Here is a 7,897-nt window from a genome sequence, read left to right on the forward strand (position 1 = left end):
TATACCTGGCTCACGACTGCTAATTTAAAGCCTAATGTGTAATCACGTTGTGTACGTTTACAGTTGATTGAACTTGAAGGTTTCATAGACAAGTCTCCAAAGTGTCAACTTATCTCAGGACGGGACAGTTTAAACAAAAAAGGCCAATTCAAAGAATTGGCCTTTAAATCAATCTGTTCGAGAGTTAAGAAACTAACGGAACCACTTTCCCGCTATCGGTTACAGAATCAACCTCAGCTTCACACGCTCGTTGTTGCCATACCAAATCACAAATACCATCTGTTGGAGCAAAGCCTGTCGGTGTTGTAAGTAAAATATCGCGAATGACTTCGTGTTGGAATTCATGACAGGCTTTATCAAGTCTATCCAAAATTTTCAAATAATCACTCCAATCTAAAAATGATTCATTTGCCGTCATTATTCGTTCATGCTCTGTCCCAGTAACATCATCACCAATGAGCAACTCTTCATACAGTTTCTCGCCTGGACGTAATCCACTAAATTCAATAGCGATATCACCATCTGGGTTCATTTCGTTTCGAACTTCAAAGCCACTCAAACGGATCATCTTTGCGGCTAGATCAACAATTTTAACTGATTTACCCATATCTAATACAAAAACATCGCCGCCTTTACCCATTGCTCCTGCCTGAATAACGAGTTGTGATGCTTCAGGAATGGTCATGAAAAAGCGAGTAATTTCAGGGTGAGTCACTGTCACAGGACCACCATTGGCAATTTGAGTTCTGAATAATGGTACAACGGAACCAGAAGATCCTAAAACATTACCAAAACGCACCATACAAAAGCGAGTTTGATTATTCTCTTTAGCGAAAGCCTGTAACACTAACTCAGCCATTCGCTTTGTTGTGCCCATTACATTGGTTGGCCTCACTGCTTTATCCGTTGAAATCAATACAAAGGTTTCGACCTTAGCAGCGATTGCCGCCCTGGCAGTGTACAACGTACCAAAGACATTGTTTCGAACGCCCTCTACAACATTGTGCTCAACCAATGGCACATGTTTATACGCAGCAGCATGGTAAACGGTTTGAACGCCAAAAGACTCCATCACAGCCTGAATGCGGTTTTCACGCTGAACCGAGCCCATAAGCGGGAAAATCGGCACATCTATATTTAGCTCAAGCGCAATCGACTTTAATTCACGTTCAATTGCATATAAGGCAAATTCAGACAGTTCAAAAAGCACTAACTTAGCGGGCGATTGCTTGAGAATTTGACGACATAATTCAGAGCCAATAGAACCACCAGCCCCGGTCACCAGAACCACTTTATTGATTATGTTAGCAGCAAGGAGATCATTACGAGGAGAAACAGAATCGCGTCCAAGCAGATCATCAATCTCGACCTCTTTTATATCACTATAAAGCTTATTACCATTCACCAAATCAGCCATTGCAGGAATAGTTAACACCTGTACAGCCAACGATTCGAGAGTTAATAATATTGCCTGACGCTTAGTTCTACTCGCACTAGGAATTGCTAACAGTACTTTAGTTGCTGACTTTTGCTTAATAAGCTTACGAATAATAGAAGGTGAATGAACATGCACTCCCTGAATAACAGTACCGTGCAAACTTTCATCATCATCTACAAAGGCAAAAGGGTGATACTCGTGGCTTTGTACTAAAGAACTTAACAACTGTCGTCCACTAACGCCTGCACCATAAATAATCACAGGCTCACCGACACGCTTAATGCCGGTACCAACCAAAGAGCGAACCATTGCCCGCGAACCACCGATAAACACGAGAGCAAAAGCAGCGTAAATAAGCGGGAAAGTTCTAGGTATATTAGCTTCGGTATAAAACGCAACTAACACGAGCATAATGGTCGATATCACGACTCCAGATGCGATAGCAACCAGCGCTTGTAACCCCATATATCGTAACACCGCACGATAGAGGCCAAATTTTGCAAATACAAATAAGCTGACAGGTAGGACACACATTAAAACTAACCAATATCCACTATCAGTCAAAACAGAGACATCATCTAAACGAACTAAAAGCGCAGTCCAAAATGCAAACACTAAAAATAAAGAATCAACCAACAAACTCACAATACGCTTCTGAGCACGAGGTAAAGTAAAAATACTTTGCAAAAATTCCATTTTCCGCCCCAAGTTTATAAATTTCATAATATAAGAGATCTTAATATAGATTACGCCGCTATTTAGCATAGCCAATATGCCGTTATTTTAGCATATCTAACGCTATTGAGGTACAGATTTAAAGTGTACATAAAGGGTTAGTACGTATAACTTTTGGTCAAATGATACACTCTTATACATATTGAAGAGTTCCCCCAAAAAAAGGGTTTATTAATTACTCGCTATCGATATTGCGGCTCCAAGAGTGTTTAGAAAAGTGATGTTCCATGCCCACAAGAGCATAATTATGAGACTGGTAGCAACTACACGGTGATCCCCAGCCCCCAAGTAACGGTTTTTATGACTCATCAGCATTCCATCGTCACTGGCAATAAAAGTTACCTAAAGAAACAAATATTTTGCGATGTTACTGTTTTCATTTTTTTCATACCTGATAAGGGAAGCAATTATCATCACGAGGCAGACTATAAACGCAAAGCCTACAGCGACCGGGGCATCCCATAATAAACAGTATCAATATACATGCCGAAATTGCCACCCCAAACCGATAACTAAATTACGCTATAATTCTAAATCACAGGGGTTTTGAATAAAAGTTAAGCAACAGTAATTATCTTCGCCTTTTCAAGACGATCGAATTGTTAGCGCTATTGGGGGCCGCACTAACAAATACGCAAACCTAAATGTTAGCATTTTGGGCTTCATCCATTTTGAGCAGTTTGATTTAGAATGTACCGGGTGCTTCGCCCACCCGAACCAGATCTTTGCAAGCAGCCAACTTCTACTAAATAAGCAAGATGGCGCGATGCGGTAGGCTTACTGACTTTTGCAACTTTATGGTATTGACTAGTATTTATACCGTCCAGCAACTCCCCATCTAACATACGATTAAGTACTTTCATATGCTCTGTCGTGAGTTTTGTTTGGTCAACCGCTCTCCAGTAATTAACCTTTTGTATGGTTTGCTCAATATCGTGTAAAACGTTGCTAAAAGTCTCATTAAGCACTTTACAAAACCAAACCAGCCACTGCGTAATATCAAGATCGACTTTCTGCGTGCTCTCTAAGATTTCATAGTAGCTTTTTCGGTTTGCCATGATCCCCACAGACATTGCATAAAATCGTACCGATAGTTTATCGGCTTGGGCTAAAGCCAAATCGGTGAGTAACCGAGTTATCCGACCATTGCCGTCATCTAAGGGATGCAAAGTCACAAACCAGAGGTGTGTTATTGCCGCTCTCAATAAAGGGACAAGCAATGCATCTGTTTTCGACTCATTAAACCAATCCTCAAAACGACTAAGCTCATCTTCAAGAACAGCTCTAGGCGGCGCTTCAAAGTGAACAACAGGCCGGTCAATTCGTCCAGAAACCACTTGCAAAGGAGCATCACCTCGCCATTGTCCTCCTATCACAGAGTTAAAGAGCGTGTCGCCTTCAGGAAACAATTTCTCATGCCACCCTAATAGTCGTTCGAACTTAAATGATTCATCCAGATGCTCTACTGCATCAACAAGGCCTTGTTTCCTAAATCGAATGAACCTTTTGTCGTTAGCGTGATCTGATCTCCCAAGGTAGTTATGAGAAAGCGGCAAGATGGGAAAGTCTGAACATAAAACAACCAATTGGTCTCAGTACAACAAAGCACTCGTCAATCGTGGCTCTCTGACGCTCTGGATTGATGAGCAAGCGATTAAGTCTTGGCGATGTACTGAACACCATGGTCGTCTTGGTCGAGGGTATATTTACTCCGATGTTGCTATTGAAACAGCACTGGTTGTTAAAGGCGTATTCAACTTGTCTTTGCGAGCACTAGAAGGCTTTACCAACTCTATATTCCAGCTTATGGATGTACCACTGACCTCCCCGAGTTACAGCTGTATCAGTAAGCGAGCAAAGACTGTTGAAATCAAGTATCGGGCAAAGAGTCATGGTTCTGTGTCACATGTTGTTATTGATTCAACAGGTCTCAAAGTTTACGGTGAGGGTGAATCGAAAACCCGTAAGCAAAGAAAAGCGCCGCACCTGGCGTAAGCTACATCTGGCAGTTGATAGTAATACACATGAGATTGTGTCAGCTGAAGTCACTCTGGTTAACGTTGCCGATAATGAGTGTTACCCACATTGCTAAACCCGTTGAGAAGACGTATAGCTCAAGTATCAGCTGATGGTGCCTATGACACAAAGGCATGTCATTAATTACTCAAACGAAAGGGTTGTAAGCCCACTATTCCACCTAGAAGTAATGCAGGGTATTGGGAGGAGGGGCACCCGAGAAATAAAGCCGTTAAAGCGCTCAAAGCTAATAAATTAGCCGAATGGAAACAGGATAATGATTACCACGTAAGGTCGCTCTCTGAGACAGCGATGTATCGGTATAAGCAGTTGATTAGTCCTAAACTTAGCCTTCGAGATTACAACGCTCAGGTAGGCGAAGCTTTAGCGGGCGTAAAAGCGATGAACAAAGTCATAGGGCTAGGTATGCCTATTAGGAAACAAGCTGCCTAACTAGATACGACCCTTGGGGAAGCTGCGTCTAGAGCTCTGATTTGATCAACAACGCCCATCAACCATGATCTCGGCTAATCCATCTGATTGCTCTGTTATAGGAAACGGATTCTCTTCAGACACACCCAGTTTATTAGCAAGTGATGAACGTACCGAAAAAACATTTAGTTTCTCCCCCTCGATGGCACTCGAGTGAACAATATTGCTTAATAAAGTATCAAGCATACTTTGCTTATGATCCAATGACTGAGCAGAGGCTTTACCCAACAAAATACCCTGATTAAGCCGGGTCTCCACTCAGGAGTGACTCGAGGCGTGCTTTGTCCCAGGTAAATACTGGCCATTCTGTTTGCTCCCATATCCACATAGATTGCTCTTTGATTCGATTAAACACTATATTCTAATCAGAGTATGATGCGATTAGAGAGGGTAATCAAATTATCATAAATCTGTCCATTAATAGGTAAAATGTCGTTACCTGCAAAATAAACAGTAACGACTTGAAATAAAACATAATTACAAACATAAATGGATAGTACTATTTTACAGCATCACCAGAACCACTACCTGTAACAGTCATCAAAATATACGTAAAGTAATTTTTAATGTTAAGTGTATCAATCATCTGCTTATCAGTTTCAGCAAGCAGCTTTGGTGTCGACATATCAATATTTTGAACTTGAGCTAAACCCGTTACACCAGGCAACACATCATAAACACCCAGCTTTTCACGTTCTTTAATCAACTCTTCTTGGTTGAAAAGATTGGGCCGAGGGCCTACTAAACTCATTTCGCCTTTTACAACATTAATTAACTGTGGTAATTCGTCAATTTTGGTTTTGCGCAAAAAGTTACCTAGCTTAGTGATTGAAGCATTGTTAGCTAAATGACTGGCTACTGATTTTGTTTCAACAGACATGGTACGAAATTTAATTAAACTAAAAGCCCTTTTATTTTTACCTACACGAGTTTGAATAAAAATTGGAGAGCCAGTATCAAACAAACCAATAATAGTCACGATAAGTAATAAGGGCCAAAGGAATAATAAGCCGAAGAAAGCGGCTAGAAAATCAATCAATCGAATCATATATAAATTCTCTATTTTTCTGGTTTAAGAAAAGCCATTGACTGTTCCATTGTATAAGGTGGGATCCAATCTAATATCTCTTTCAAATTACTAGAGTCAACTTCAAGGTTACCAACCAATTGTTCAATCATTATAGATTTACCCAGTAACTTTCCAGCTAAACACATTAATCCAATAGGTACAGGCAACTGAAATAAATTAGTTCGAAAGCCCTTTGCAATTGCCTGGGTAAATTCACTAATTGAAACAGTTTCGCTATCTGACGCTAAAAAGGTATGTCCCCCAGCTTTAGGGTGTTTCGCACAGGTCACTAATAAATCAGCTAAGTTCTGTACTGATATAAAGTCTCGTCTGTTATTAACTAGAGCAAATGGTAGAAAAGGAAACCTAAAAACTAAGCGAGCTAGTGAACCAAAATTACCAGGAGCATTTGGGCCATAAACAAGAGTAGGTCTGATTATAACCAACTCCATTCCAGTTTCAGTAGAAATTTTTTTTAAACCTATCTCAGCATCATATTTTGACTGAGCATAATCGTTATTGGGGTTTACCGTAGACAAAATAGAAAAAGGAACGTCCGAACTAGAAGTTCCATTTACACCGATAGAACTGACAAAAACAAACCGTTTCACTCCCCCTTTCGCTGCTTCATTAGCTAAATGAAGAGTACCATCGACATTTACCGATTGATAATCCTTATTTATACACGAACGAGAATGAGCGAGGCCAGCCAAATGGATTACACTATCAATATGACTAAATGCACCCTCCCAGTTAGTATTACCGTCAAGTTTATCGATTCCGAATGACAAGTTAAAACTTCGTCGTTCATTTTTACGAACAACACAATTAAAATCATTATTATTTCTAGCAATAAAAGAACCAATAAACCCAGTAGCTCCAGTTAATAACGTACTCACTATTTAAACACCTTCTTCAATGCTAGCAATAACAAAGCTATTGTGAATAATACTTTCTCGCTGCTTTTTCTTCTACACTTCCTGCCTAAGACTGCTAATTTCAACAGACCGAGAACACTCCCAGTTTTTATTAATTGAATCGGGAGATGATTTTGATTTAAATAATCTGCTTGTTTAATGACTTTATCTAGTCCATTACCAGACAATATTACTTTTGCTCTTGACCACATAGCAACCCATCCACCACTAGCACCGACTTCATTATTTTCATGTTGTCGATATAACATCAATGGTTCAGAACCTATAGTCCACTTATAGTTATTAAAACGTGCGAAACTGTAGCAAAACCAATCATGCAACCATAAAGAATCGACTATTGAGCCATTATTATTTAATGCCTCTTTTAACTTCAAAGCTAATTGCTTTTTTAAAACAAAAGTACACCCAGGACCGGAGGATTCAAATAAATAATCAAATTCGACTTGTGAATCGTCCTTCTTTAACAATACCTCTTCACCACTTTCCCAAAAAGCTGTGACATTTCCGGAATATGCATCCGAATCAGTTATCAAAATTTGTTCTATAGACTTTTCGAGCTTATAATCGAGCCAAACATCATCTTGATCTGAAAAAGAAATGTAATCATATAATTCTAAATCAACATCTTTCAACAGACGAAAAAAGTTTTGACCAGCACTACCATAACGAGTGCCAAATGGGAGTAAGTAAATGTTGTTATGTTTATTTACATATTCATTGACTATTTCAAAGCTTTTATCATTAGACACATCTAAACTAATATAGATATCCAATGAAACGTTACTTTGGATTAATACACTATCGATCTGTTCTTTGAGCCACTTCTCACCGTTATACACCGCCATTAAAACACAAACGTTCACAAATTATCTCCTGATTAAATTAGGTTTAATAAAAGGATTTAACAAACCTCTTATTATAAGCAAAAAGAAATAGATAAATATCAGAAATAGTAAAGAAATAAAGTTATATATTATAAAAAACTGAGGAGCAAAGCCTAACAACAGTATTGTATATGCACATTTCACAAATAATGCTAACGTAATAAAACTTGGCCTTACATTAAGAAGCCGAACAAAAAAAAGAAAAAATATACTGCTGAATAACATAGCTATAAACACTGCGGATTTACCACCATAGAGAAGAATAGGAAAGAATTCCGTCCCTACATTATATCTAGCAACAAGTACAGGAGAGTAAGGGTAGTGA

General features: G+C 39.1%; 6 protein-coding genes and 2 pseudogenes. 1 reads left to right on the forward strand and 7 read right to left on the reverse strand.

The features are described from left to right. The 3 genes from K5R16_RS21685 to K5R16_RS21695 all read right to left on the reverse strand — a co-directional run. On the reverse strand, positions 1 to 86 hold an 86-nt coding region (locus K5R16_RS21685), incomplete at its 3' end, for a valyl-tRNA synthetase (RefSeq protein WP_220739314.1). A gap of 98 nt (positions 87 to 184) precedes the next feature. Next, the gene (locus K5R16_RS21690) at positions 185 to 2,134 is read right to left on the reverse strand and encodes a nucleoside-diphosphate sugar epimerase/dehydratase (protein WP_220740455.1); all 1,950 of its coding nucleotides are present in this window, start codon (positions 2,132 to 2,134) and stop codon (positions 185 to 187) included. A gap of 701 nt (positions 2,135 to 2,835) precedes the next feature. Continuing rightward, positions 2,836 to 3,672, reverse strand: a complete 837-nt coding sequence (locus K5R16_RS21695; protein ID WP_259649979.1) for a Fic family protein — start codon at positions 3,670 to 3,672, stop codon at positions 2,836 to 2,838. 58 nt (positions 3,673 to 3,730) lie between these two features. On the opposite strand from K5R16_RS21695, the pseudogene K5R16_RS21700 reads away from it, so the two are divergent. Then, positions 3,731 to 4,642, forward strand: a pseudogene (locus tag K5R16_RS21700) (IS5 family transposase). A 57-nt stretch (positions 4,643 to 4,699) separates the two neighbouring features. On the opposite strand, the pseudogene K5R16_RS21705 reads toward K5R16_RS21700, so the two are convergent. The 4 genes and pseudogenes from K5R16_RS21705 to K5R16_RS21720 all read right to left on the reverse strand — a co-directional run. After that, positions 4,700 to 5,009, reverse strand: a pseudogene (locus tag K5R16_RS21705) (DUF4172 domain-containing protein); the annotation flags it as partial. A gap of 171 nt (positions 5,010 to 5,180) precedes the next feature. Beyond that, positions 5,181 to 5,729 carry a sugar transferase gene (locus K5R16_RS21710; RefSeq protein ID WP_220740459.1) on the reverse strand — a complete coding sequence of 183 codons (549 nt, stop codon included), beginning with the start codon at positions 5,727 to 5,729 and terminating at the stop codon, positions 5,181 to 5,183. 11 nt (positions 5,730 to 5,740) lie between these two features. Continuing rightward, positions 5,741 to 6,649 carry an NAD-dependent epimerase/dehydratase family protein gene (locus K5R16_RS21715; RefSeq protein WP_220740461.1) on the reverse strand — a complete coding sequence of 303 codons (909 nt, stop codon included), beginning with the start codon at positions 6,647 to 6,649 and terminating at the stop codon, positions 5,741 to 5,743. Further along, positions 6,649 to 7,551 (reverse strand): glycosyltransferase, encoded by a 903-nt coding sequence (locus tag K5R16_RS21720; protein ID WP_259649978.1) that lies wholly within the window; start codon positions 7,549 to 7,551, stop codon positions 6,649 to 6,651. The genes K5R16_RS21715 and K5R16_RS21720 overlap by 1 nt, the downstream gene beginning before the upstream one ends. Positions 7,552 to 7,897: the final 346 nt, after the last annotated feature.

It is taken from the genome of Shewanella sp. c952, from assembly GCF_019654975.1.
GTDB lineage: Bacteria > Pseudomonadota > Gammaproteobacteria > Enterobacterales > Shewanellaceae > Shewanella.